The sequence below is a fragment of the Novosphingobium sp. G106 genome, from assembly GCF_019075875.1.
Taxonomy (GTDB): domain Bacteria; phylum Pseudomonadota; class Alphaproteobacteria; order Sphingomonadales; family Sphingomonadaceae; genus Novosphingobium.
In genome coordinates this window covers 965,150-987,216 of sequence record NZ_JAHOOZ010000001.1, presented here as the reverse complement: position 1 = coordinate 987,216, position 22,067 = coordinate 965,150, and the positions used below count along the sequence as shown (strand labels likewise).

21 protein-coding genes are annotated in these 22,067 nt (G+C 65.7%); 8 read left to right on the top strand and 13 right to left on the bottom strand.

Features of this window, described 5'->3' with window-relative positions; all coding sequences use genetic code 11:
• Window positions 1–36: 36 nt before the first annotated feature.
• The 3 genes from KRR38_RS04620 (at window position 37) to KRR38_RS04610 (ending at window position 2,510) form a co-directional block, all read left to right on the top strand.
• Window positions 37–918, top strand: a complete 882-nt coding sequence (locus KRR38_RS04620; protein WP_217399061.1) for an alpha/beta fold hydrolase — start codon at window positions 37–39, stop codon at window positions 916–918.
• Between the two features lie 75 nt (window positions 919–993).
• Window positions 994–1,578: a glutathione binding-like protein gene (locus tag KRR38_RS04615; protein WP_217399059.1), complete on the top strand. Its 585-nt coding sequence runs from the start codon at window positions 994–996 to the stop codon at window positions 1,576–1,578.
• Between the two features lie 2 nt (window positions 1,579–1,580).
• Window positions 1,581–2,510, top strand: a complete 930-nt coding sequence (locus KRR38_RS04610) for a TIR domain-containing protein (RefSeq protein ID WP_217399057.1) — start codon at window positions 1,581–1,583, stop codon at window positions 2,508–2,510.
• A 25-nt stretch (window positions 2,511–2,535) separates the two neighbouring features.
• Here KRR38_RS04610 and KRR38_RS04605 read toward each other — a convergent pair whose 3' ends face one another.
• The 3 genes from KRR38_RS04605 to KRR38_RS04595 all read right to left on the bottom strand — a co-directional run bounded on the left by KRR38_RS04605 (window position 2,536) and on the right by KRR38_RS04595 (window position 5,389).
• Window positions 2,536–3,531: a TauD/TfdA family dioxygenase gene (locus KRR38_RS04605; RefSeq protein WP_217399055.1), complete on the bottom strand. Its 996-nt coding sequence runs from the start codon at window positions 3,529–3,531 to the stop codon at window positions 2,536–2,538.
• A gap of 76 nt (window positions 3,532–3,607) precedes the next feature.
• Window positions 3,608–4,585 (bottom strand): NADPH:quinone oxidoreductase family protein, encoded by a 978-nt coding sequence (locus KRR38_RS04600; RefSeq protein ID WP_217407115.1) that lies wholly within the window; start codon window positions 4,583–4,585, stop codon window positions 3,608–3,610.
• 27 nt (window positions 4,586–4,612) lie between these two features.
• Window positions 4,613–5,389: an SDR family oxidoreductase gene (locus tag KRR38_RS04595; RefSeq protein ID WP_217399053.1), complete on the bottom strand. Its 777-nt coding sequence runs from the start codon at window positions 5,387–5,389 to the stop codon at window positions 4,613–4,615.
• Window positions 5,390–5,573: 184 nt separating this feature from the next.
• Here KRR38_RS04595 and KRR38_RS04590 point away from each other — a divergent pair, with 184 nt between their 5' ends.
• Window positions 5,574–5,948 (top strand): DUF2501 domain-containing protein, encoded by a 375-nt coding sequence (locus KRR38_RS04590; RefSeq protein WP_217399051.1) that lies wholly within the window; start codon window positions 5,574–5,576, stop codon window positions 5,946–5,948.
• An 84-nt stretch (window positions 5,949–6,032) separates the two neighbouring features.
• Here KRR38_RS04590 and KRR38_RS04585 read toward each other — a convergent pair whose 3' ends face one another.
• The 3 genes from KRR38_RS04585 to KRR38_RS04575 form a co-directional block, all read right to left on the bottom strand.
• Window positions 6,033–7,235, bottom strand: coding sequence for a type III PLP-dependent enzyme (locus KRR38_RS04585; RefSeq protein WP_217399049.1), 1,203 nt, complete (start codon window positions 7,233–7,235; stop codon window positions 6,033–6,035).
• A 260-nt stretch (window positions 7,236–7,495) separates the two neighbouring features.
• Complete coding sequence (locus tag KRR38_RS04580) at window positions 7,496–8,692, bottom strand: carboxynorspermidine decarboxylase (protein ID WP_217399047.1); 1,197 nt, start codon at window positions 8,690–8,692, stop codon at window positions 7,496–7,498.
• Window positions 8,693–8,834: 142 nt separating this feature from the next.
• Entirely contained in the window at window positions 8,835–10,046 is a 1,212-nt protein-coding gene (locus tag KRR38_RS04575) for a saccharopine dehydrogenase family protein (RefSeq protein WP_217399045.1), read from the bottom strand.
• Between the two features lie 178 nt (window positions 10,047–10,224).
• Here KRR38_RS04575 and KRR38_RS04570 point away from each other — a divergent pair, with 178 nt between their 5' ends.
• From KRR38_RS04570 to KRR38_RS04560, 3 genes are read left to right on the top strand one after another with little or no spacing between them, the layout of a single operon-like run.
• Window positions 10,225–11,439, top strand: a complete 1,215-nt coding sequence (locus KRR38_RS04570; protein ID WP_217399043.1) for a DUF3419 family protein — start codon at window positions 10,225–10,227, stop codon at window positions 11,437–11,439.
• Window positions 11,439–12,092 (top strand): class I SAM-dependent methyltransferase, encoded by a 654-nt coding sequence (locus tag KRR38_RS04565; protein ID WP_217399041.1) that lies wholly within the window; start codon window positions 11,439–11,441, stop codon window positions 12,090–12,092. Before KRR38_RS04570 ends, KRR38_RS04565 begins: the two co-directional genes overlap by 1 nt.
• 53 nt (window positions 12,093–12,145) lie before the next feature.
• A complete protein-coding gene (locus tag KRR38_RS04560) occupies window positions 12,146–12,574 on the top strand; it encodes an MAPEG family protein (protein WP_217399039.1) in 429 nt (142 codons plus the stop codon).
• Here the strand turns inward: KRR38_RS04560 and KRR38_RS04555 are convergent.
• The 7 genes from KRR38_RS04555 to KRR38_RS04525 all read right to left on the bottom strand — a co-directional run bounded on the left by KRR38_RS04555 (window position 12,571) and on the right by KRR38_RS04525 (window position 21,158).
• Window positions 12,571–13,839: a class I SAM-dependent RNA methyltransferase gene (locus tag KRR38_RS04555; RefSeq protein WP_217399038.1), complete on the bottom strand. Its 1,269-nt coding sequence runs from the start codon at window positions 13,837–13,839 to the stop codon at window positions 12,571–12,573. The two genes, KRR38_RS04560 and KRR38_RS04555, sit on opposite strands and share 4 nt — an antisense overlap.
• Window positions 13,836–15,218 (bottom strand): NAD(P)H-hydrate dehydratase, encoded by a 1,383-nt coding sequence (locus KRR38_RS04550; protein ID WP_217399036.1) that lies wholly within the window; start codon window positions 15,216–15,218, stop codon window positions 13,836–13,838. Before KRR38_RS04550 ends, KRR38_RS04555 begins: the two co-directional genes overlap by 4 nt.
• Window positions 15,202–15,597, bottom strand: coding sequence for a hypothetical protein (locus KRR38_RS04545; protein WP_217399034.1), 396 nt, complete (start codon window positions 15,595–15,597; stop codon window positions 15,202–15,204). Before KRR38_RS04545 ends, KRR38_RS04550 begins: the two co-directional genes overlap by 17 nt.
• A complete protein-coding gene (gene ilvD / locus KRR38_RS04540) occupies window positions 15,597–17,453 on the bottom strand; it encodes a dihydroxy-acid dehydratase (protein ID WP_217399032.1) in 1,857 nt (618 codons plus the stop codon). Before ilvD ends, KRR38_RS04545 begins: the two co-directional genes overlap by 1 nt.
• Before the next feature lie 215 nt (window positions 17,454–17,668).
• A complete protein-coding gene (locus KRR38_RS04535) occupies window positions 17,669–18,400 on the bottom strand; it encodes an N-formylglutamate amidohydrolase (protein WP_217399030.1) in 732 nt (243 codons plus the stop codon).
• Window positions 18,397–19,203: a 4-(cytidine 5'-diphospho)-2-C-methyl-D-erythritol kinase gene (locus KRR38_RS04530; protein WP_217399028.1), complete on the bottom strand. Its 807-nt coding sequence runs from the start codon at window positions 19,201–19,203 to the stop codon at window positions 18,397–18,399. Before KRR38_RS04530 ends, KRR38_RS04535 begins: the two co-directional genes overlap by 4 nt.
• A 305-nt stretch (window positions 19,204–19,508) precedes the next feature.
• Window positions 19,509–21,158: an electron transfer flavoprotein-ubiquinone oxidoreductase gene (locus tag KRR38_RS04525; RefSeq protein WP_217399026.1), complete on the bottom strand. Its 1,650-nt coding sequence runs from the start codon at window positions 21,156–21,158 to the stop codon at window positions 19,509–19,511.
• A gap of 60 nt (window positions 21,159–21,218) precedes the next feature.
• On the opposite strand from KRR38_RS04525, the gene KRR38_RS04520 reads away from it, so the two are divergent.
• Window positions 21,219–22,007 carry a uracil-DNA glycosylase family protein gene (locus tag KRR38_RS04520; protein WP_254514643.1) on the top strand — a complete coding sequence of 263 codons (789 nt, stop codon included), beginning with the start codon at window positions 21,219–21,221 and terminating at the stop codon, window positions 22,005–22,007.
• Window positions 22,008–22,067 lie beyond the last annotated feature (60 nt).

The following is a 22,067-nucleotide window of genomic DNA, read 5'->3' as shown; positions in this document are numbered from 1 at the left end:
CCTTTGGCCGGTATTTTGGCAGGGAGTGGACCCACCATGAGCTTCATCACCACCAAGGACGGCACCGAGATATTCTACAAGGACTGGGGTCCGAAATCCGCGCAGCCGATCGTGTTCCACCACGGCTGGCCGCTCAGCGCGGACGACTGGGACAACCAGATGCTGTTCTTCCTCGCCCAGGGCTTCCGCGTGATCGCGCATGACCGACGCGGCCACGGCCGGTCGAGCCAGACCAGCGAAGGCAACGAGATGGACACCTATGCTGCCGATGTCGCCGAGATGGTCGAGGCGCTCGACCTGCTCGGCGCGATCCATATCGGCCATTCGACCGGGGGCGGCGAAGTCGCGCACTATGTCGCCCGTGCCGAGCCTGAGCGGGTCGCCAAGGCTGTCCTGCTCGAGGCCGTACCACCGGTCATGGTCAAGAAGGAGTCGAACCCGGGCGGAACGCCGATCGAAGCGTTCGACGGCTACCGCGCCGCGCTGGCCGCCAACCGCGCCCAGCTCTACATCGATATCCCGGCCGGACCGTTCTACGGCTTCAATCGTCCCGGCGCAAAAGTGTCCGAAGGGCTGATCCGTAACTGGTGGCGGCAGGGCATGATGGGCAGCACCAAGGCCCACTACGAATGCATCAAGGCCTTCTCAGAGACCGACTTCACCGAGGATCTGAAGAAGATCGAAGTGCCGGTGCTGGTGATCCATAGCGAGGACGATCAGATCGTGCCCTATGCGGATGCGGGACCGCTATCGGCCAAGCTGCTGCGGAACGGTACGCTCAGGACCTACAAGAACCTGCCGCACGGCGTGGCTCAGACTCATCCCGACATCGTGAACGCCGATCTGCTCGCCTTTATCCGCGACGAGGAACTGCCGGCAAACCCGGAAGCGGCCTCGGCCATGCCCGCGATGGGGTAGGACCAGGTGCGGGCCTGGTCACTTGACCGGGCCCGCACGCGCTTCGATGCTGTCGACCAGAAGGAGCGCCAATCCATGAAACTCTACTACTCACCGGGCGCCTGTAGCCTTTCGGTCCGTATCTCGCTCCACGAAGCCCGCATCGCCGCCGAATTCGAGCGGGTCGACCTCAAGGCCAAGATCACCGAGCGCGGCACCGACTACCTGGCGATCAATCCCAAGGGCTACGTGCCCATGCTCGTGCTCGATGACGGCGCCGTGGTGACCGAGAACGTCGCGGTGCTCGATCTCATCGCCGACCGCGTGCCCGTACTCCGCCCCGCCGGGCCGCTCGGACGCACGCGGCTGATCGAGATGCTGTCCTACCTCTCGTGCGAGCTCCATATCGCCTTCAAGCCGTTCTTCCACGGCGCGGACGAAGCGGGCAAGGCCGCTGCCACCGAAGCGGTGATGACGCGGCTGGGTTTCCTCGAGAACCAGATGCCCGGTGCCTATCTGCTGGCCTCCAACTTCACCGTGGCCGACGCCTATCTGTTCGCCATGCTGCGTTGGGCCAAGGGGTTCGAGCTGCCGCTCTCGACGGGCCTGCTCGACTTCTTCGACCGGATTCTGGCGCGCGACGCCGTTCGCCAGGCGCTGACCGAGGAAGGGCTGGCCTAGCGATGGACAAGCCGCGCATCTTTCTCGGTTCCTCGACCAAGCAGGCGGCGCTGCTCGATGCCCTGACCGAGGGTCTGGCCGACATCGCGCGGGTCGAACCGTGGATGACCTCGTTCAATCCCGGCACCAGCACGCTGGAGCGCCTGCTGGAACTCACCCGCGAGGTCGATTTCGCCGCCTTCGTCTTCGCACAGGACGACTGGACCAGCGCGACTGCTCCCGCGACACCCGACCCGAATGCGGGCCTGGCCTCGCCGCGCGACAACGTCGTCTTCGAAGCGGGCCTGTTCGGCGGCGCGCTCGGCATGCGGCGGACTTTCATCCTGCACGCCCGCGGTTCGAAGCTGCCGACCGACCTGCTCGGCCTGACCTCGATCCGCTATGACGAAGAGAGCGCCGCTGACGAGATCTCCGCCATCACCCAGAAGCTGCGGCAGGCGATCGAGAGCGAGAGCCATCTCGCGCGGATCGAAGGCGCGTGGTGGCAGTTCTCGCTGACCGAGCGCAGCGAACGGGAACCGTCGGCGCTGGGCATGATCAAGATCGCGCGCTGCCGCGATGGTTCGCTCGAGATGACCGGCCGTTCCTGGCGTGAGGACGGCAGGCTACTGGCGCGCTACCACAGCGAAGCGGCGCGTGCGAAGCGCGACCCGTCAGGCATCTTCTACTACTGGCAGGGTGAACGCCCGCTCGATCCCGATGCGCCGCAGCTCCACGGCACGGGCGAGGTCACTCTCGAGTCCGCCGATCGCGCGTCAGGCTACTTCACCACGCTGTGGGACTCGAAGCCCGAACTCAACGCCCGCACCTCGGGCGTCTATCTGCGCGCCGATCCGGGGGACATGGAGGTGCTCGACGGCAACGACGACCGCCAGCGCGCCAAGCTGATCGCACAGCGACTCAAGCACTGGAAGGGGATCAGGGCCGGCTAGACCGCCCTGCTCCCCTCCTGCCCGGTCAGGCCGGCTGCAGGCCGGTAGGCAGGTTCAACGGCGTGGTCTCGCGCTTCACTTCGCCGATCTTCTTTCCGCCTTCGAAGCGGCCGAGGCCGTAATCGCCCCGGATCGTCGTGCGGTGCATGCGGCGCTCGTACTTCGGATCGCAGCCTTCGACCGAATGCAGCATGCGGTGGTTGTCCCAGATCAGCATGTCGGTGGGGTTCCACGAATGCCAGTAGGGATTCACATTGCGCACGAGGTCGTGCATCACTTCGTCGAACAGGGCATCGCCCTCGGCATTCTCGTGTCCCTCGATGCCCACGGCCGAGAAGCCGCAGAAGTGGACGACCTTCTCGCCGCTCGGCCGCTGCCAGATCATCGGATGGATCGCGCGCGGGAAGATCGCGCTTTCGGCGACGTTGCCGGCCATTCCCTCCGTGTCGCCGAAGGTCTCGAAGTAGCGGCCATACTTGATCTGCGTCAGCCGCACGTCGAGCGTGTAGATTGCCTTCAACTGCTCGATCTTGGCGAGCAGCGCCGGGTTCATCGCCTTGTAGAGCTCGATCCCGCAAGTGAAGCCCGTGCGCCCGTCGACCGGCGCCGCGATGATCGAACGCAGCACGCCCGCATAGTTGAGCTCGTCGTTGTAGGTGTGGTCGAAGTGCCAGGGGATGAAGCTCTCGACCCGCTTGCCGTTCACTTCGATCAGGCCGTGGTCGTGCCCGATATCGCCGCGCGGCGGGCGGTGCATGTCGATCACGCCCTCGGCGAGATCGGGGTCGGCGCGCGGGGTGCTCTTGGTCGGATGGTCCTTGAGCGGGCCGAAGACCTTGCTGAGCTCGACCTGCATCGTCGAACTGGGCTCCATGCCCTCGAACACGATCAGGCCGCGGTCGCGGAACAGCTGCTGCAGGTCGGCACGCAGCGCTTCGTCGTGGATGTTGTCCCAGGTGACGCCGCTTACGCGCGAACCCCAGCTGTACTGGTCGCCCAGATTACGGATTTCGATGGCCATGGCTGTCGGCTTCCCTCTCGAATGCTGTTTATGCGTTGCATAAGATCACAAGAGCGCCGCGCCGCAAAGAGCCCAATCACCCCGCCATGACGATAACCTTGCCGGTGGCCTTGCGGTCCATCATGTGGCGGATCGCCTTGCCGCCCTCGGCCATCGGGAAGCGTTCGCTGATCAGCGGCTTGAGCTTGCCCTCGGCATGCATGGCATAGAGTTCGGCCATGTTGGCATGGTGCCCGGCGGGATCGCGCGCGACGAAATCGCCCCAGAACACGCCGACGATCGACGCGCCCTTGACCAGCGCCAGGTTGAACGGGACCGCCGGGATCTGCCCGCCGGCAAAGCCGATGACGAGATAGCGTCCTTCCCAGCCGATCGTGCGGAAAGCCGGATCGGCAAGCTTGTCGCCCACCGGATCGTAGATCACGTCGACACCCTTGCCGCCGGTCAGCGCCTTGACCCGCGCCTTGAGGTCTTCCTCGGCGTAGTTGACCAGTTCGTCGGCGCCGTGCGCCTTGGCGATCGCCAGCTTCTCGGCGGTCGAGGCGCCGGCGATGACGCGCGCGCCCATGGCCTTGGCGATCTCTATGGCGGAAAGCCCCGTGCCGCCGCTGGCGCCGAGCACCAGCACGGTCTCGCCGGCTTTGAGCGCGCCACGCTGTTTGAGTGCATAGTGCGAAGTGCCGTAGACCAGGGTGAAGGCGCTGGCGACGTCGAGGTCCATCGTCTGGGGCACCAGCGTGGTTCGCGCTTCCTGGGCAATGGCATAGTCGGCGAAACCGCCCCAATGAGTCAGCGCCGCGACACGGTCTCCGACCTTGAGGCGGGTGACGCCGGGTCCCACCTTCTCGACCACACCCGCCAGTTCTCCGCCCGGGGCGAAAGGCAGCGGCGCCTTGATCTGGTACTTGTCCTCGATGATCAGCGTATCAGGGAAGTTCAGTCCGGCGGAGTGGACGCGGATCAGCACTTCGCCCTCGCCCGGCTGCGGCACCGCGAGCTCGCGCAGCACCAGGCCTTCGGGCGGGCCGAAGCTCTCGCACAGCAGCGCCTGCATCGTTTCGGTCATCGTATTCCTCTCAGATCACATCGCGGACATGCCGCCGTCGAGCTTGAGCTCGGAGCCGGTCATCATCGCACTTTCGTCCGACGCCAGATAGACCACGGCCGCGGCGACGTCGGCCACTTCGCCGATCCGGCCGATCGGCACCTGGCGGGCAAGCTTGGCCATCTTGGCCTCATCCTCGTGGCTGCCGACGATGCCATCGAGCAGCGGCGTGCGCACGAAGGTTGGGTGGACCGAATTGCAGCGGACGTTCCAGCCCTGCTTGGCGCAATGGAGCGCCACCGACTTGGTCAGCATCCAAAGCGCCGCCTTGGACGCATTGTAGGCCGCCAGGTTCGCGCCCGCGACCAGTGCCGAGATCGACGACATGTTGACGATCGACGCGGGCTGGCTCTCGCGCAGCAACGGCAGCGCATATTTGGATCCGATGAAGGCACTGTCGGCATTGACCGCCATCGCCTGGCGCCATGCCGCGAGATCGAGGTCCTCGACCGAGCCCATCGTGACGATGCCGGCATTGTTCACCAGCACCGATAGGCCGCCGAGCCTGTCCGCCGCGAAGGCCAGCGCAGCCTGCCAATCGTCCTCGCTGGTGACGTCATGACGTATGGCACAGGCAGTATCGGCGCCGAGTTCGGCATCGATGCCCGCTGCCGTTGCCAGGGCGCCCGCCTCGTTCCGGTCGGTCGCCACCACGCGCGCGCCCTCGCGGGCCAGGGCGAGCGCGATCCCCGCGCCGAGCCCCTGGGCGGCGCCCGTGATCAATGCGGTCTTTCCGGCCAGTCGCTGTGTCATGCCTCACCCATTCCCGATCACCGCCGCGCGGCGCAAGCCCCGCGGCATGACCGATGCGGCAAGCGCGATTGGCTGACTAACGCGGCCTTTGGCAAACCCTCAGCCACGCCTCATGGTTTTCGCCGATACCGTCGCGCCTAGGTCTGCTAGAAGGGTACGGCCGAAACACAAAGGGACAAGCCTCATGAAGTGCCTTGCACCGATCTTTCCGCTCGCCGTGCTATTCGCCGCCTCGAACGCAACCGCGCAGCTTCCCAGCATTCCGGGCATGGGAGGTATCGGCGGATTGCCGGACATTTCGTCGATCGGCGTCGGAAACGCGACCGGGGTTCTGGGCTACTGCCTGAAGAACAAGTTCCTGAAGGGAAATGAAGCCAGTTCGGTGCTCAACACGCTGAGCGGAAAACCCAATGTCCGAACGTCGCCCGGCTATGCCGATGGGCAGTCGGGCAATCTCAAGCTCGGCAACGGATCGAACTTTTCGCTGTCGGGCATCCAGGGTCAGGCAAAGACGCAGGCCTGCAACATGGTGCTGAAGCAGGCCAAGACGTTTCTGTAAGGAAAGCAGCTTCCTCGGCCGGGCATAACAGCTTCCGGCGGAAAAGGGCCCGGCGAGGTTCCCCTCCGCCGGGCCCGGCTGTTTCTAACGCAGACTGACCACGTTGTCCGAAACGCGCGGATCGGCGCGTCCGGTGTAGAGGCTCGACATCGGTTCGTCGGTGACTTCGATCGCGGCACCCTGGCCGAAGCCGTTGAAGCCGGTGCGCATCGCGCTGCCATAGGCCCCGAGCATGCCGATCTCGATGTAGTCGCCCGCCTGGATGTCCGCCGGAAGCGGGAACGGACCTTCCATATAGTCGCCGTCGTCGCAGGTCGGACCGTAGAACGAGAAACCCTCCGCGGTCTCGGTCTGGTACTCGGCCAGCGAGCGGACGGGGAACTTCCAGCCCAGGTGCGCCGCATCGAACAGCGCGCCATAGGCGCCGTCGTTGATGTAGAGTTCCTTGCCGCGGCGCTTCTCGACCTTGACGATCAGCGAGTTGTACTCGGCGCAGAGCGCACGACCCGGTTCGCACCAGAGCTCCGACGAATAGGAGACCGGCAGCGATTCCGCTGTGCGGTGAATCACGGCGAAGTAGTCCTCGAGCGGCGGCGGTTCCATGCCCGGATAGACCGAGGGGAAGCCCCCGCCGACATCGACGATGTCGACCGTGACCGAAGCGTCGATGATCGCCGCGCGGACGCGCTCGAGCGCCTGGACATAGGCAAACGGCGTCATCGCCTGGCTGCCGACGTGGAAGCAGATGCCCAGCCAATCGGCGACCTGGCGAGTCGCCTGAAGCAGCGGCGCCGCATCGGCGAGATCGATGCCGAACTTCGAGGCGAGGCTGAGTTCCGAATATTCGGAAGAGACGCGCAGGCGCACGCAGAGCCGCAGGTCGGTCACCGGCTCGCCGCTCTCGTCGGCGGTGGCGGCGACGATCTTGGCCAGTTCGTCATGCGAATCGAGGCTGAAGGTGCGCACGCCGTGGACCTTGTAGGCCTCGGCAATCGCGTTCGCCGGCTTGACCGGGTGCATGAAGCACAGTTCTGCCTCGGGCAGCGTGGCACGGACCAGGCGCACCTCGGCGATCGAGGCGACGTCGTAGTGCGTCACGCCGGCATCCCAGAGGACGCGCAGCAGGTCGGGCGAAGGGTTCGCTTTCACCGCATAGAGCGACTTGCCCGGAAACTTCTCGACGAAGAAACGAGCAGCGCGCGCCGCGGCGTGCGGGCGGTTGAGAATTACCGGTTCGTCAGGCGCAATGGTGCGCGCTACAGCCGATGCGTCTTGGTGAATGTGCAACTCAAGGGACCCCCAAACGGATATTGGACAAAAAGCTGCCTTGCGGTTTGGAAGTCCATGGAGCAGCGGGGGGTCGATATAGGCGCGTGATCCTGAACTGCAAGTGAAAATCGGACCCCACTTTTCACAAAAGTGTAACACGCCGGGATCGTTTGATTTTTATCAGTCAAACTGCTGACATATATGACAATTCATGACGAAAACGGGCTCTGAATCCACAGGATTTCCACAGCCGCGACTCGCCAAAATGGAGCTGTTTCTCAGCTCAGACGATCGCGGAAATCCTCGTAGTCGAAGGCCCTTACCTGGTCGAGCGCATCGCTCTCGCTGTCCCACAGCCAGATCGACGGAAGCGGCACGCCGTTGAAGGTCGTCGTCTTGACCATCGAGTAATGCGCCTGGTCGAGAAAGGCGAAACGCCGACCCGGTTCGAGCGGAAACGGCAGCGCGTAATCGCCGATGACGTCCCCCGCAAGGCACGAGGGACCACCCAGGCGCACGACGCCATTGGCCGAGTCGTCGAGTTCGGGGTCGAACGGCAGTTCGCCGAGCATCGCCGGGCGATAGGGCGCCTCGATCACGTCGGGCATATGGCAGGTCGCCGATACGTCGGTGATCGCCAGGTCCATCCCGTTCCAGTGCGAATCGAGCACCGTGCCGACGAGGATGCCCGCGTCGAGCGCCACGGCCTCGCCCGGTTCCATATAGATCTCGGCGCCGGTGTCCTCTGCCATGTCGCGGAGGAAGCCGACGAGTTCCTCGCGCTGGTAATCGGCGCGGGTGATGTGGTGCCCGCCGCCGAGGTTCAGCCACTTGAACGCGCCGAAATGCGGCTCGAGGTGATCGAACAGCTTGTCCCAGGTGCGCTGGAGCGGCTCGAAGTCCTGCTCGCAGAGCGTGTGCAGGTGGATGCCGTCGACCATGGCGACATGGTCCTCGGTCAGCTGGTCGACCGGAAAGCCAAGCCGCGAGTGCGGCGCGCAAGGATCGTAACGTGGAACCTCACCTTCGGCATGCAACGGATTGATCCGAAGTCCGATATCGAAGTGATCACCGCGCGCCTTCGCCGCCTCGATGATCGGCCAGAAGCGCTCGATCTGGCCAGGCGAATTGAAGATCAGGTGATCCGAAAGCCGGCAGATCTCGGGCAGGTCCTCGGGCTTGTAGGCCGCGCAATAGGTCGCGATCTCGCCGTCGTAGAACTCGCCCGCGAGCCGCGCTTCCCAGAGCCCCGAGGTGCAGACCCCGTCGAGATACTCGCCGATCAGCGGCGCGACGTTCCACATCGAGAAGGCCTTGAGCGCCGAGAGCATCTTGATCCCGGCCGCATCGCGAACCTCCGCGAGAATGCGCAGGTTGTGCCGCAGCCGCGCCGCGTCGACGACGAACGAGGGACTGTCGACCCGGTCGAGGTCGAAATGGGCGAAAGCGCCCGGATCGCCGGCTCTGGTTTCCATGAGACTTTAACCTACCCTAACCGTCGCCCCTGCGAAGGCAGGGGTCTAGATAAGCTCACCTCATCGGCTCGACGACGGCGTCTATGCGCCAAGCCATATAGACCCCTGCCTTCGCAGGGGCGACGATGAGGCGAGTTACGCTTTAGAACGCCAGCGGCCCTGCCAGTTCCTTCACCTGCCAGGGCAGCCCGTGCTTGTTGAGCATGTCCATATAGGGATCGGGATCGAACTGCTCCATGTTGAACACGCCCTCACCCGACCATGCGCCGGTCAGCATCATCGCCGCGCCGATCATCGCGGGCACGCCGGTGGTATAGCTGACCGCCTGGTTGCCGGTCTCGTGATAGGCATCCTCGTGGTCGCAGATATTGTAGATATAGAAGGTCTTCTCGCCCGAACCGTCGAGCGATTCTCCGGTTGCGATGTCGCCGATGTTGGTCTTGCCATGGGTCGTCGGGCCGAGCGAGGCGGGCTCGGGCAGCACGGCCTTGAGGAACTGCAGCGGGATGATCTCGACGCCGTTGTAGAGCACCGGGTCGATCCGCGTCATGCCGACGTTCTGCAGCACAGTCAGGTGCTGAATATAGGCATCGCCGAACGTCATCCAGAAGCGCGCGCGCTCCATCTCGGGGATGAACTTCGCAAGGCTTTCCAGTTCCTCGTGGTACATCAGGTACATGTTCTTCGGACCGACGGCCTCGAAGTCGAAGTTCTCGCGGATCGTCATTGCGGGGGTCTCGACCCACTGACCCTTCGCCCAGTGCCGCGCCGGCGCGGTCACTTCGCGGATGTTGATCTCGGGATTGAAATTGGTGGCGAAGGCCTGCCCGTGATCGCCGCCGTTGCAATCGAGGATGTCGAGCGTACGGATCGTCTTCAGCTTGTGCTTTTTCAACCACATGGCGAAGACACTTGTCACGCCGGGATCGAAGCCCGAGCCGAGCAGCGCCATGAGCCCAGCCTGTTTGAAGCGGTCCTGATAGGCCCACTGCCAGTGGTATTCGAACTTGGCGACATCCTTCGGCTCGTAATTTGCCGTGTCCATGTAGTTCACGCCCGCGGCGAGGCATGCGTCCATGATCGTCAGGTCCTGGTAGGGCAGCGCCAGGTTGACCACGAGCTTGGGGGCGATCTGCTGGATCAGCGCGGTCAGCGCCGGCACGTCCTCGGCGTCGATCGCGTAGGTGCTGACTGTCCGGCCGGTGCGCTGCTTGACCGATTCGGCGATCGCATCACATTTCGACTTGGTCCGGCTGGCGAGATGGACATCGGAAAAAATGTCCGGGTTCATCGCCATCTTGTGGACCGCGACCGAGCCGACGCCACCCGCGCCGATCACCAGAACCTTGCTCACAGCGCATCTCCTTCGTCTCCGCCGAGGTCGTGGCGGAAAGCCGCATATAGGCTGCCTGCGCGACATCTCAACAGGTTGCTAGCGGTGGTAGCCTCCCGCCACAGAGCCGTCACGCAACGGTCATCCAGAGCGGCCAATGGGAAGCAACTGCCCTGGCGAATCGAGGTGCCCAGCGACCATGCCCAAGCCCGCATCCAAGCTCGTTACCGATGCCGTCGTCCGCCAGGACGCCAGTGCCGGCGGCAAACTGCTCGACAAGGCCTTTGCCTTTGCTTTCAAGGGTTTGGTCTACGCGCAGATCTGGGAAGACCCGGTGGTGGATATGGCCGCGCTGGCGATCCAGCCCGACAGCCGGATCGTCACGATCGCCAGCGGCAGCTGCAACGCACTGTCCTACCTGACCGCCAACCCGGCGGCGATCACCGCGGTCGACCTCAATCCCGCGCACCTGGCGCTCGGCAAGCTCAAGATCGCCGCCGTGCGCCACCTGCCCGACTATGCGCACCTCCACCGCTTCTTCGCCGAAGCCGATGACGCGGCCAACGTCGCGGTCTATCGCTCGCATCTTGCCCCCCACCTCGACGAGCGCACGCAGCGCTACTGGGAAGGCCGCGACCTCGTCGGCCGGCGGCGGATCAAGGGGTTCTCCAGCGGCATCTACAAGCGCGGCCTTCTCGGTAATTTCATCGGCTTGGCGCACTTTCTTGCCAAGCTCTACAAGATCGATCCGCGCGAAATCCTTGAGGCTGAGACGCTTGAGGACCAGCGCCGCGTCTTCGAGGAAAAGTTCTCGCCGATCTTCGATCGCCGCTTCGTCCGCTGGCTAACCGACCGGCCGGCCTCGTTGTTCGGGCTCGGCATCCCGCCCGCGCAATATGCCGCGCTCGCCGGCGATGCGCGCATGGCCGATGTCTTGCGCAGCCGGCTCGAGAAGCTGGCTTGCGACTTCCCGGTCAACGACAACTATTTCGCCTGGCAGGCCTTCGGCCGCTCCTACGGCCGCGAGCCTGAGCATCCGCTGCCGCCTTACCTCAAGGAAGAGAACTACGCCGTCCTGCGCGACCGGATCGATCGGCTCGACATTCGCCAGGTGAACTTCATCGACCACATCGCCGCCCAGCCCGACGCCAGCCTCGACCGCTATGTCCTGCTCGACGCCCAGGACTGGATGGACGATGCAATCCTTACGCGGCTCTGGACCGAGATCACTCGCACCGCCCGCCCCGGTTCGCGCGTGCTGTTCCGCACGGCTGCCGAGCCGTCGCTGCTCCCCGGCCGGGTGCCCGAGGAGATCCTGTCGCGCTGGCACTATGCCGAGGCGGAATCGCGACTGTTCACCGAGGCCGACCGCTCGTCGATCTACGGCGGCGTCCACCTCTACGTGCTACGCTGATGGCCGGAGCGGCCCCCGCTCGCGATCACGCCGCGCTGATGGATTCGGTCTATCGCGGCCAGCGGCACATCTATGACCTGACCCGCAAGTACTACCTGTTCGGACGCGACCGACTGATCGCCGGGCTCGATGCCAGACCGGGCAGCGCGGTACTGGAGATCGGCTGCGGCACCGGGCGCAATCTTGCGCTCGTCGGTCGACGGTGGCCAGGCGCGGCGCTGCATGGGCTGGACCTGTCGAGCGAGATGCTCAAAAGCGCCCGCGCGACGCTGGGCGGCAAGGGTGCGCTGGCGCTGGGCGACGCCACAGCCTTCTCGTCCCAGACGCTGTTCGGCCGCGCCGGGTTTGACCGGGTTATCCTGTCCTACGCCACCTCGATGATCCCCGACTGGCACAGCGCGCTCGAACAGGCCGTGGCGGTGCTAGCGCCGGGCGGATCGCTGCATGTCGTCGATTTCGGCGACCTTGCCGGGCTGCCCCAGCCCTTTCGCGCGCTGCTGCGCAAGTGGCTGGCCTGGTTCCACGTCACACCGCGGCTCGATCTTGCCGATGCCGCCGCCGGCCTCGCCGCACGGCACGGGCTGTCCTGCAAGGCCGAACGCGGGATGCTCGGCTACTACCGGCTGATCACGATCACGCGGCCGCGAGATTGACTTAGCGGCCGCTGCCGAACAGTCTCGTCCCCGAGGATCGAGGAGACGAGGACATGATCGGCGCAGCTATCCTGCAGCCCGTGGTCGCGCTGGCGGCGTGGACGATGGTGATGTGGTTCTGGCTCTACGGCACGCGCATCCCGGCACTGAGCGCGGCCAAAGTCGATCCCGACGACCTGGTCCACGATACGACCAAGGGCCTCGACCAGATCCTGCCACCACAGGTTCAGTGGAAAGCGCATAACTACAATCACCTGCATGAAGCACCTACGGTCTTCTATGCGGTGTCGATCGTGCTCGCGATCATCGGCAAGGGCGATGGCCTCGCCGCGCAGCTAGCCTGGATCTATGTGGCACTGCGGGTGCTCCACTCGATAATCCAGGTGACGGTGAACAAGGTCAAGCTGCGCTTCCTGATCTTCGCGCTGTCGAGCTTCGTGCTGATGGCGCTCGTCGCTCTGGCGATCATGAACCTGTTCTAACGGACGAAAAAGCTAGCTAGTTCGACGTGGGTCGACCAGCGAAACTGGCCGACCGGGCGTAGCTCGGCCAGACGATAGCCCGCCCCGATGAGCATTGCAGCATCGCGCGCCCAGCTCGATGGGTTGCAGCTGATATATACGATCTTCGGCACGGTGCTTTCGGCCAGCCGTTCGACCTGCTCGCGCGCGCCAGCCCGCGGCGGATCAAGCAGGACGCCGTCGAAACGGTTCAATTCGTCGGCCTGGAGCGGGTTGCGGAAGAGGTCGCGATGGAGCGGGTGAATCGGCAGCTGCAGCCGCGCCGCGGCGGCCTTGCAGGCGAGGTGCGTATCGCGCGCGGCCTCGACCGCGAGGACCTTTGCCCCCTCCCCGATCCGCGGGCCTGCCAATGCGAAGGCAAAGGTGCCGAGCCCGGCGAACAGATCCGCGATCGCGCCCGATCCCGCAAGCCACTCGCGCGCGGCGGCGACCAGCGCCTGCTCCCCGTCGAGTGTCGCCTGGAGGAAGCCGCCGGACGGAAAAGCCACGCTCACACCGGCGAGCGACACAGTGACCGGCTCGGGCTCCCACAATGTCTCGGGGCCATAGCCCTGGTCGAGCGTGAAGCGGGCGAGGCCGTGATCCTGGGCGAAGTCGAGGATGGCCTGATTGGCTTCGAGGCCTTCGACGGTCAGGCCCTTGAGTCCCAGGTCGACACCCTGCTCTGTCATGGCCAATTCGACATCCGCGGCCAGGCGCGGCATCGCGTTCCTGCCGCCGGGCTTGCGGTTGCGACCCTTGCTCTGACCTCCGGTCTGCCCGAGCTTGATCAATAGCTTGCGCAAGGGATTTAGGATCGAAACGAGCTCCGGCAGCATGACCGGGCATTCGGCCAGTTCGACCAACCGATGCGACTTCGCCTCGCGGAAACCGATGACGATCCGCCCGCCCGAACTCTCGGCACGCAACGAGGCGCGGCGGCGCGTGCCGGGCGGCGAGAGGTGCGGTGGGGTCACCAGTTCGGCGCCCAGGCCTTGCGAGGACGAGGCGTTCGCCACCCTGCCCTCGACGAAGTTGGTCAGCGAGGCCTCATCGAGCTGTTGGAGCTGACAGCCCCCACACTGGCCGAAATGGCGGCAGGCCGGATCGATGTGATGCGGGCCGCGCTGCAGCGTGCCGTCGGCGAGCAGCAGGTCGCCGGGCGCCGCGCCCCAGGCGAAGCGACCCGAGGCGGTGATGCCGTCGCCCTTGGCGGCGATACGGATGATTTCCTCGCTCTCGCTCACAGGCAGGCCTCGAGTGCGGCGGGTATGTGCTCGGCAAGGCTGCCGGCGGTGAAAGCCGGCCCGGCCAGTCGCGCCGCCTCGCCGTGCAGCCAGACGCCCTGCCAGGCGGCGGCGAAAGGCTCGGCTCCCGTCGCGAGCCGGCTGGCGATGGCGCCAGCGAGCACGTCGCCCGTGCCCGCCACCGACAGCCACGACGAGGCACGCGGTGCGCAAGCGATCCGTCCGTCGGGCGCGGCGATGACCGTGTCGGGGCCCTTGGCAACGATCACCATGCCGCTGGCCCGCGCCAGCGCCAACGCGCGAACGGGCTTCGATCCCTTACCTTCGCTCGCAAATATCTTTTCCAACTGCTTGAATTCGCCTTCATGAGGTGTCGCGATCGCCTGCGGTGTTCGCTTGTCGACCAGCAACAAGGCGTCGGCATCGAGCACCACCGGTCCGCGCCGGTGGAGCGCTTTGGACAGACGGTCACGGGCCGTACTATCACGGCCCAGCCCCGGCCCGACCAACAAGGCAGCGATGCGCTCGTCGGAAATGGCCTCGGCCAGCGGCGCGTCGTCGATCACGAGGTCCGCGGGCGCGGCCATCTGGTCGGCGAGCAGCTTCACATAGCCCGCACCCGCACCCTGCGCCGCCTTGCAGGCGAGCAGCGCCGCACCGGGCATCGCCCCACCGACCACGGCGAGCAGGCCACGCCGGTACTTGTGCGCATCCGCAGCCGGCGCCGGTAGGTGCAACCGGCGGAGCGCCACAGCCGCGCCTGCCACGGGGGCCACGCCGATGTCGACAAGGCGCAGGTCTCCGAGTGTGGCGCAAGCGGGCATCAGGAAGTGCGCGAACTTCCAGGCGCCGAGCGCGATCGTCAGGTCGAAGCCCGGCAGATCGGGGTTCAACAGCGCGCCGCTGTCCGACTCGACGCCGCTCGGCAGATCGACGGCAATGGCGTGGCGATGGCTGGCGACCAGTCGCTGGAGCAGTGCCAGATGGACCTCGCTCAGGGGCCGGGTCAGGCCGCTGCCGAACAGGCAATCGATCAGGACATCGCCGTGCACTTCGGCATCGGCCGCCAGAATCTCGCCGCTGTAGAGCGCGCGGGCATTCCTGGCTGCATCGGTCTTCGGCTCGGCCGCAGCTATGACCGCCACCTTGCCGCCGCGCTCGCGGATAGCCTCGGCGATGACGTAGCCGTCGCCGCCGTTGTTGCCGGGGCCGCAGAGCACGGTGACGCGGTGATGCGCGGCGACCCGCCACACGTAGTCCGCCGCGCCGCGACCCGCGACCTGCATCAGCGCATCGACGCTGGTCCCTGCCTCTATCAGCGCGTCCTCGGCCGCGCGCATCTGCGCGACGGTGAAGATCTGGTCAGCTTGCCGGAGCATGAGTGGATGTCGCCGCAGTTTCGGGGGCGGCGGGGAAGCGATATCGCTCGCCCGCAACGCGCACTTCGAGGTCAGCGCCGACACGCTCGGCCTTGACCTCGTCGGCGCCGTCGGCCGTGGCGATCCGCGCGCCGTTGTCGATCAGCACGAAGCGGCGGAAGCCGCCATCGGGGTGGTGGACGATCCAGGTCTCGCCGTCCGGGCCTTTCGTCACCTCGCGCGTGCAATCGGGCGCGAAGTCCTTGGCACCGCCTAGCGCACAGGACACGCGGTCATCGCCCTGCGCTGCGGTCTCCTTGGCCGCGGTTCCCGAAGCCTGCTCGCCGCGCGAGCAGGCGGCGAGCACCGACAGCAGGACGAGCGCCGCGCTGCGCCGCATCAGCCCCTCTTGAGCTGGCTGACGTCGCGCACGGCGCCGCGCGCGGCGCTCGTCGTCATCGCCGCATACGCCTGGAGCGCCACCGAAACCTTGCGCGGGCGTGGATGGACGGGCTGCCAAGCCGCGTTGCCGCGCGCGTCCATCTCGGCCCGACGCTTCATCAGCTCCGTGTCGGAGATAGCGAGGTGGACGGTGCGGTTCGGGATATCGATCTCTATCGTGTCGCCGTTCTCGACGAGGCCGATCGCGCCGCCCTCGGCCGCCTCGGGCGAGGCATGGCCGATCGACAGGCCCGAGGTGCCGCCCGAGAAGCGGCCGTCGGTGATCAGCGCGCAGGCCGCGCCGAGGCCCTTCGACTTGAGGTAGCTGGTCGGGTAGAGCATTTCCTGCATGCCCGGCCCGCCCTTGGGGCCTTCGTAGCGGATGACGACGACGTCGCCCGCGACCACCTGGCCGCCGAGAATGCCCGCAACGGCCGCGTCTTGGCTTTCATAGACCCGCGCCGGGCCGGTGAACTTCCAAATCTTCTCATCTACGCCGGCGGTCTTCACGATACAGCCGTCGAGCGCGATATTGCCGGAGAGGACGGCGAGGCCTCCTTCCTTGGAAAAAGCGTGCTCTGCCGAGCGGATAACGCCGTTTTCTCTGTCGGTGTCGAGATCGTCCCAGCGACGCGACTGGCTGAAGGCGACCTGGGTGGGCACGCCGCCCGGCGCCGCCTTGAAGAACTCCTGGACCGAGGCGTCGTTGGTCCGGCTGATGTCCCAACGATTGAGCGCATCGCCCATCGTCTTGCTGTGCACGGTCGGCAGGTCGGCGTGGATCAGGCCGGCGCTGTCTAGCTGGCCGAGGATCGCCATGATCCCGCCGGCGCGGTGGACATCCTCCATGTGGACGTCGCTCTTGGCCGGCGCGACCTTGGACAGGCACGGCACCCGGCGCGACAGACGGTCGATGTCGGTCATGGTGAAATCCACCCCCGCCTCGTGCGCAGCGGCGAGCAGGTGGAGCACGGTGTTGGTCGATCCGCCCATAGCGATATCGAGGCTCATCGCGTTCTCGAAGGCCTCGAACGTGGCGATATTGCGCGGCAGCGCGCTCTCGTCGTCCTGCTCGTAGTAGCGGTGGCAGAGATCGACCACGAGGCGGCCCGCTTCGAGGAACAGGCGCTCGCGGTCCGAATGGGTCGCCAGGGTCGAGCCGTTGCCCGGCAGCGAGAGACCCAGCGCCTCGGTCAGGCAGTTCATCGAGTTCGCCGTGAACATGCCCGAGCAGGAGCCGCAGGTCGGGCAGGCCGAGCGCTCGATCGTCGCGACTTCCTCGTCGGTGTACTTCTCGTCGGCAGCGGCGACCATCGCGTCGACGAGGTCGAGCGCGACTTCCTTGCCCTTGAGCACGACCTTGCCGGCCTCCATCGGACCACCCGAGACGAAGACCACGGGGATGTTGATCCGTAGCGCCGCCATCAGCATGCCCGGCGTGATCTTGTCGCAGTTGGAGATGCAGACCATCGCGTCGGCGCAGTGGGCATTGACCATATATTCGACGGAATCGGCGATCAGGTCGCGGCTCGGCAGCGAATAGAGCATGCCGTCGTGGCCCATGGCGATGCCGTCATCGACCGCGATCGTGTTGAATTCCTTGGCGACGCCGCCCGCCGCCTCGATCTCGCGCGCGACGAGCTGGCCGAGGTCCTTGAGGTGGACGTGGCCCGGCACGAACTGGGTGAAACTGTTCACCACGGCGATGATCGGCTTGCCGAAGTCGCTGTCCTTCATGCCGGTGGCGCGCCAGAGCCCGCGCGCGCCCGCCATGTTGCGGCCGTGGGTGGTGGTGCGGGAACGATAGGCAGGCATGGGATTGCTCCGGTGGATCGCGGTTTGTGACAGCGCCCTACTGTAGGTGGGGTGTCAATCGAAGAAGAAAATGGCTGGAACGCCACATTGGCGCCTTATCGCCTTCCTCCGTCGCCCCTCCGAAGGCAGGGGCCCAGCTTACGGTTCTTCCACGCGCCTTCCGTTTCAGGACGAGAGCTTGGTTGGGCCCCTGCCTTCGCAGGGGTGACGGGGATTTATTCGCCGATGGCGATGGCAACCTGGTTGCATATCCGTCCCAGACGTTCGGCCCATTCGGCCTGTCCGGCACTATCGCCGATCTCGTCCTGACGAATCTCGATGCCGAGATAGGGCCGCCCTTCGGCCTCGGCGTGGCGGTTCATCGTCGCATTGAGCAGCTTGCCCGAATAAGGCTGCTGGTCGCCGACGACGAGGCCTTCGGCTTCGAGCAACGGAAGCGCGACGCGCGCGGCGCGGTCATCCTCGTTGTAGAGCACGCCGACCTGCCAGGGCCGCTGCTGCGCGGGATCGCTGGCGAGCTGCGGCGTGAAGCTGTGCAGTGAGAGGATCAACGAGACCGGCATGGCATCGAGCTGATCCGCCAATCCGGCATGGTAGGGGCGGAAGAAGCGGTCGAGCCGGGCTTCGTGCCCCTCGTGATCGAGCTCGTTGCCGGGAATCGCATGGCCGTCGCTGGCGATGGGGATGATCGCCGGGGCGCCCTCGTCGCGATTGCAGTCGCAGACCAGGCGGCTGACGTTGCAGAGGAAAGCGGCGAAGCCGGGGCGCTCGGCCAGCCGCTCGGCCACTTCGCGCACGCCGATATCGACCGCAATGTGCTGGCTCAGCAGTGCCGGATCGATGCCGAGGTCGATGTCCTCGGGCACGCGGTTCGAGGCGTGGTCGGCAACGACGAGGATCCCACCGAAGCGCGGGGAGCCGACGAGACGGAAGGCTTCATCGCTCACCGCAAGCGTCCTTGCATCTGCCACCAGCCAGGCTGCGCGGAAGCGAGGCGTTCAGAGGCTTCGGACATGACGTCATGACTGCCGTAAAGCGCGAAGCAGGTCGCGCCCGAGCCCGACATGCGCGCGAGTAGCGGATCGGTTGCCTGAAGCGCCGTGAGGACTTCAGCGACCGGCGGGCACAACGCGATCGCGGGCGCTTCGAGGTCGTTGCGGCCCGCGAGCGCGATCGTGCGCGCGCTGCCGGTCGGCATGACGCCACGGTCGAGGCCGTCCCAGGCCTTGAACACCGGACCGGTCGCCAGCGGCACACGCGGGTTGACCAGCAGCACCGGTGTTCCCGCCAGATCGTTGTAGACCGGCGCCAGGTCTGTGCCCGTGCCGGTGCCAATGCAGGTCTCGCTCTTCACGCAGGCGGGAACATCGGCACCGAGCGCGGTCGCAATCTCGTGCCAGTTATCGGGCAATTTACCCCAGCGCTCGACCATGCGGAAAATCGCACCAGCATCGGCCGAACCGCCGCCAAGCCCCGCCGCGACCGGCAGCCGTTTTTCGAGCTGCATCGACCAGCCGGGCACGTGCTTGAGCTTCGACAGCGCCTTGGCGACGATGTTGCCGAACGGATCGTCGAGCGCGCCGGCGAATTCGCCCTTCACATGCAGCACGTCGCGCGATGCGGGCGAGGCGACCAGCCTGTCGCCGTCATCGACGAAGGCGAACAGCGTTTCCAGCTCGTGATAGCCATCCTCGCGCCGCTTGCGGACATGCAGCGCAAGGTTGATCTTGGCGTAGGCGGTTTCTTGCATTGCGCAGGCTAAACCCCGCCTCCAAAGGCCAGCAAGAAGGGAAGCAGGGCCAGCAGGGCTGTGCCGGACAAAACGCCCAGCAACGCAAACCATCTCTGAAATGCGTTTGTAGCCCACGCGCATCCCGTAACGACCAAAACGACGATCAGCGGGAAGACGATATAGAAGTCGATTTGCCCCGCATTGGGAAAAATGCCCGGGCCCTGCCCATATATCTGATAGGTTCCGTCGCGGCCGGTTAGAAACAATCCGCCCCAAAGCGCACACGCCACGAGGGCGGATATGTTTGCAGACCGTTTCACCGATCACATATTCGGGTAGTTCGGTCCGCCGCCGCCTTCGGGCGCGACCCATTCGATGTTCTGGGTCGGGTCCTTGATGTCGCAGGTCTTGCAGTGGACGCAGTTCTGCGCGTTGATCTGGAGCCGCGGCGTGCCCTCTTCGATACCGAGGAATTCGTAGACCCCCGCAGGGCAATAGCGCGCCTCGGGGCCGGCATAGATCGGCAGGTTCACCGCGGTCGGGATCGCCGGATCCTTGAGCTTGAGGTGACACGGCTGGTCTTCCTCGTGGTTGGTGCTCGAGAGGAACACCGACGAGAGCCGGTCGAAGCTGATGACGTTGTCGGGCTTCGGATACTTGATCGGCTGATAGAGGTCCGCGCGCTCGATCTGCGAAGCGTCGGTGTGGTGCTTCATCGCAATCGGCAGGCCGATCTTGAGCGTGCGCATCCACATGTCGACCCCCGCCAGGGCCGTGCCGAGCAGATCCCCGCCGAACTTGGCGATCAGCGGCTCGGCGTTCTGGACGAGCTTGAGTTCCTTGGCGATCCAGCTGTCGCGGACCGCGGCGTCGTATTCGCCCAGTTCGTCGAGCTCACGGCCAGCGCCCGCAGCGGCAGCGATCGCCTCGGCGGCGAGCATGCCGCTCTTCATCGCGGTATGGCTGCCCTTGATCCGCGGCACGTTGACGAAGCCGGCCGAGCAGCCCGCCAGGACGCCGCCCGGGAAGGCCAGGCGCGGCACCGACTGCCAGCCGCCCTCGTTGATCGCGCGCGCGCCGTAAGCGACGCGGCGGCCGCCTTCCAGGATCTCGCGGATCGCTGGATGCTGCTTCCAGCGCTGGAATTCCTCGAACGGATAGACCCAGGGGTTCTTGTAATCGAGCGCCGCGACGAAGCCGATCGCGACCTGGTTGTTGGCCTGATGGTACAGGAAACCGCCGCCCCAGCTGTCGCTTTCCGACAGCGGCCAGCCCTGGGTGTGGATGACACGGCCCGGCACGTGCTTGGCCGGATCGATGTCCCACAGCTCCTTCATGCCGAGGCCGTAGATCTGCGGCTGGCAATCGCGCTCGAGATCGTACTGCGCCTTCAAGCGCTTGGTCAGATGGCCGCGCGCGCCTTCGCAGAAGACGGTGTACTTGGCGGTCAGCTCCATGCCCGGCTGGTAGTCGGGCTTGTGCTCGCCGTCGTGGCCGACGCCCATGTCGCCGGTGGCGACGCCGCGGACGGCGCCCTTGTCGTCATAGAGGACTTCGGCGGCGGCGAAGCCGGGGAAGATCTCGACGCCCAGTTCCTCGGCCTTGCCGGCAAGCCAGCGGCAGAGGTTGCCCAGCGAACCGGTGTAGTTGCCGTCGTTGGTCATGAAGGGCGGCTGGATGATGTGCGGGATCGGCGCCTTGGCGCCCTTGGTCATGAACCAGTGCCAGTTGTCGGTCACCGGGGTCTCGGCCATCGGGCAGCCGTCATCGCGCCAGGTCGGCAGCAGCTCGTCGAGCGCCTTGGGATCGACCACCGCGCCCGACAGGATGTGCGCACCGATCTCCGAGCCCTTCTCCAGGATGCAGACCGCGAGGTCGGCGTTGAGCTGCTTCAGCCGGATCGCCGTGGCCAGGCCAGCGGGCCCTCCGCCGACGATCACGACGTCATAGGGCATCGATTCCCGTTCGCTCATAAGTCCTGTCCTGTTCTCCCGGCCAAGCGGCCGTCCCCGTTCATTTGTACGATAAATGTAATGTGCGCCTTGATCAGTGCAAACGGGCAGGTCAAGACCCGCAAGATGGAAGATCGCGCCAAACCCGGGATTAGCGAGGAGATCGCTGCCGCATTAGACTGGTGGCGCGATGCCGGCGTCGACTGCGATTTCGGCGAGGTGCCAACAGACTGGCTTGCCGCGCCCGTTACCGAGAAGAAGCCCTCGCTCGTGCGCGCCATGGCGCCGCCTCCGCCGCCGCCCGAGCCCGAAAAGCCGACCGTGCGCAGCAGCGACTGGCCACAGGACCTTGCCAGCTTCACCGAGTGGTGGCTGGCCGACCCGCGGCTCGACGACGGGCGCACGACCGGTCGCGTGCCGCCGCGGGGCAGCCATGGCGCCGATCTGATGGTCATCGTGCCAGATCCCGAGCGTGACGACACCGAATCCCTGCTGTCCGGACCGCAGGGCAAGCTGCTCGATGCGATGCTCACGGCAATGCAGATCGCGCCCGGTCAGATCTATCTCGCCAGCGTCCTGCCGCGTCACATGCCGATGGCCGACTGGCCGGCGCTGACCGAGAAGGGGTTCGGCGCTTTGCTCTGCCATCATGTAAAACTGGCGGCGCCTAAGCGACTGGTTGCGCTGGGAAGCAACATCCTGCCGCTGCTTGGCAACGACCCAGCGCATAATCCTGCCGTTTTAAGAACTTTTAACCATGAAGGCGTGACGCTTCCGCTATTGGCGGGCAAGAGCCTTGCTGCCTTGCTCGAACGACCGCGGTGGAAGGCAGGGCTATGGCAAGCGTGGCTCGACTGGAATCCGGACTAGCCGGAACTCCGTCGAGACGAAATTAGGTGGGGTTTAGACCAGAGTGACATTCGCCGCTAA